The 3051-nt window shown below is 39.1% G+C and carries 5 protein-coding genes; 1 reads left to right on the plus strand and 4 read right to left on the minus strand.

All coding sequences use genetic code 11. The features are described 5' to 3' along the window. Window positions 1-80: 80 nt before the first annotated feature. A complete protein-coding gene (locus QZ375_RS14040; RefSeq protein WP_295219987.1) occupies window positions 81-1070 on the plus strand; it encodes a hypothetical protein in 990 nt (329 codons plus the stop codon). Between the two features lie 105 nt (window positions 1071-1175). Here QZ375_RS14040 and QZ375_RS14045 read toward each other — a convergent pair whose 3' ends face one another. The 4 genes from QZ375_RS14045 to QZ375_RS14060 form a co-directional block, all read right to left on the minus strand. Then, window positions 1176-1337 carry a hypothetical protein gene (locus QZ375_RS14045; RefSeq protein ID WP_295219990.1) on the minus strand — a complete coding sequence of 54 codons (162 nt, stop codon included), beginning with the start codon at window positions 1335-1337 and terminating at the stop codon, window positions 1176-1178. Window positions 1338-1454: 117 nt separating this feature from the next. Further along, the gene (locus tag QZ375_RS14050; protein ID WP_295219992.1) at window positions 1455-1598 is read right to left on the minus strand and encodes a hypothetical protein; all 144 of its coding nucleotides are present in this window, start codon (window positions 1596-1598) and stop codon (window positions 1455-1457) included. Between the two features lie 190 nt (window positions 1599-1788). Next, window positions 1789-2718, minus strand: a complete 930-nt coding sequence (locus QZ375_RS14055) for a hypothetical protein (protein WP_295219994.1) — start codon at window positions 2716-2718, stop codon at window positions 1789-1791. After that, window positions 2715-3051 (minus strand): hypothetical protein (locus QZ375_RS14060; RefSeq protein ID WP_295219996.1); only part of this gene is annotated, 337 nt, incomplete at its 5' end. The genes QZ375_RS14055 and QZ375_RS14060, both read right to left, overlap by 4 nt.

Consider the following 3051-nt stretch of genomic DNA (forward strand, 5'->3'; position numbering starts at 1 on the left):
TTTTTATTATACTTCTTTTAGAACTTGGTGTAAAGATACTGAACAGGCTCTAAAATATTCAATAAAAGAAGGCGGTAAATATGAAGATAAAAAAGATTTTTGCATCTATGACGATAATTGCCATATTAGGTAACGTTATGACTGGCTGTGCCTCTGAGGAAGGTATTAAAAATGACATCAGCGAAGTATTGAATGTGGAAAACAGAAATGAACTGTCTGCAGAGACTTCAGAGATGACAGATGAAAGCACAGCAGCAGAAGAAATAACTCTTGCTGCAACTGAGGAAGTGACAGTACCACCAACGGAGCCGCCAACAGAACCATTTCCCACGGAATCTGCACACTATATTGGTGCAGATATGGACAACATCCTCAGTGGTGGATATATGGTAGAAGATGCACAATATATATTTTTTGTCGATACCAACAAGGCAACGGTATGGGGCAGTGATGAAGTACAGAAATCCGGTCACATCTGCAAATATAATAAGGCGAATAGAACTTGTGAAAATCTGACGAGTGCAAGTTGGAACGAGGTGTTTTTTTCGCCGCTCAACAATGATCCTTTGAAATCACTGAATCTTTCTCAGGATGGTTATCTCTATGCGCTGACCTATAACGAAAACATTGGTGGATACTCTATTGTACGAATTCAGACTGAAACTGGCGATATAGCGTCATTCTACGCACCGAATGAATCCATTGATTCTATGGTTCTTGTGGAGGATAGTCTGTTCTATACCACAACAACAGGTGGGCTATATTCGATTAACACTGCATCTGAAGAGAATATCATGATTTCCGATTCGACGACAGATTCCGCAGAAGGCGCATGGTATGGAAATTATATGATAGTGGGAGTTTTTGGAGACAGCCTTTATTATGCGTATAATATTGTTACCGGCGAGAGTGCAGATGATTATTCCATGAAAATGGAACTGGTACAATATTCGCTGGATACTGGTGAAAAGAAAATACTTGCAATAAAAGATGAAAGCGGAGCAGATTGCAGTGCATACTTTGACAGTCAGCATTTATGTGTCATTGGTACTTTTTTGGTCTGCCCATAAAAATTCCTCCTTGCAATTTCAAAAGAAATGTGCTATAATGAGGATGTACGAGTTCAAAGTACATCCTTTTTGAAACGTCTCACGGTTGCCGCCGTGGGGCATTTTTTATCCGTTTTCCATGATATCCTTGCGGATCAGTTCCTTTATGTACCCAGCTTTATTCGGTACACTGTCCAGCTTATCCATAATATCTTTTTCTGTCGTCTTTACGACTTTGATCGTGTATGTTTTTGTGTTTGCTAAGTCGTACTTTTTTTGCGGTGTCATGCAGCACCTCCTAAAAAATTATCTTGCCAAACCGGGAAAAGTGTGCTATAATTAGATAGCACAAAAAAGCGGTGGCAAGAACCGCTCTTTCGTGTTTTGTTCGGGTGAGCCTATCGATTATTCGGTGGGCTTATCTTTTTTTGCCATGTCTCTGACTTCCTGGACAGCTTTTTTGACTTCGTCCATATCCTTGCAAGCTGCAAACTTGTCAGCCACAAGATTCAGGATAACTTCCATCTGCTTATCTGTCATGTTTTCCATTTGTGCCTCCTTTCTATATCCGCTTGCCCCGGTATTGTGCTCATCTCCCTGAGCACAATATTATTATATCATACGCAACACGTATTGTCAAGAAGAAATGTGAAAATATACATGTAAAATAATTATGAACAAATCCACCTATAGCAGTTCAGCTATAGGCGGATTTGTTGCTATTCTGTATTATGTTACATCAATTCCAATTGGGGAGTTGATCTTTATACCGTTTTGAGCATACTCCGCAAGCCCAGTATTGACCGGCATAATTGCCTAATTCATCTTCAAGTATATCAATTTCAGCATAATTTTCCGGCAGGATTTCTTTTGCCCTATTACAATTCGGGTTGATGTGAACACAATTTGAATCTGTATTTAAGATGAAATGTAGCATTGTTGGCTCTGTTTTCTGAACAACAGCAGCCTCTGTTTCTACAGGTGTGGGTACGACAGTTGTTGTAGTTGTCACAACTGTAGTAGCGAAAGTTGTGATAGTAGTTGATTTTGTTGTAGAGGATGTGGATAATTTTGTTGTGCTAGTGTTTTGCGCTGAGGTTTCTGTGGATTTTTTCGGCATATTTACGGTAACATGTATTTTTTTGGATTCTGCACCGCATTCTTTGCAGCGGACATATATGTATGTTTCTCCACCTGATACCGGTTCAATGCTGTAATAAATATGGTCATCTAAAACGGTACGATCATATTTGAATTCTGCAATATCCGTGTTTTGGCTGATGAACTCCAGATTGTTTGCATCAAATTCAGGTTCAACTGCATTTACAATAAAACTTCCTGTTTCATGATAGTATGAAATTTCAACAGGGGAATTGTCAAATGAGCTGAACGTACACACAGGTGGATTCTGGATATAATAATAGTGAGAATATACGGAAAGACCTCCGCACACTGCAAAAATAGCGGCTGAAATTACAGTTGCCCTTTTTCGATGCTTCTCCTGAATATATGTATCCAGTTTTTTTAGGATATTTAGAAATGGACATACAAAAAAAGCGGCAATCAAAAAACAGATCGCTGCACGCCCGATGGAAAGAATGATCATCAGAACAAACAGCAGTATGCATATACAAAACAGAATCCATTTGATAATTTTATGCTTGTTCAACGTTTCTTCCCCCTTTTGCAGTATTCGCAAGATCCATCGGGCAGTAATGGTGCGCCACAGTTGGGGCAGTTTTGGCTCTCAAAGCTGTCAGAATCGGGTTCCGATCTTTTTTGTGCTGGAAATATTGCATATTCTATAAACCATAGAATTGCTGTCGCCACAATTGCTGCTCCAAGCCATTTTGTCACCCATAAAAATACAATTCCTAGCAGGATAACAACGATGATCAAGCAACCTCCTTTAGAAGAGTTTGTTTGCTTTGAACTCATTTTAGCATCTCCTAGTGTACTGACATATTGACTTTTGAATTGATTTATGGTATAATTCTCATAT

The organism is Ruminococcus sp., assembly GCF_019417665.1.
Taxonomy (GTDB): Bacteria; Bacillota; Clostridia; order Oscillospirales; family Ruminococcaceae; genus Ruminococcus_C.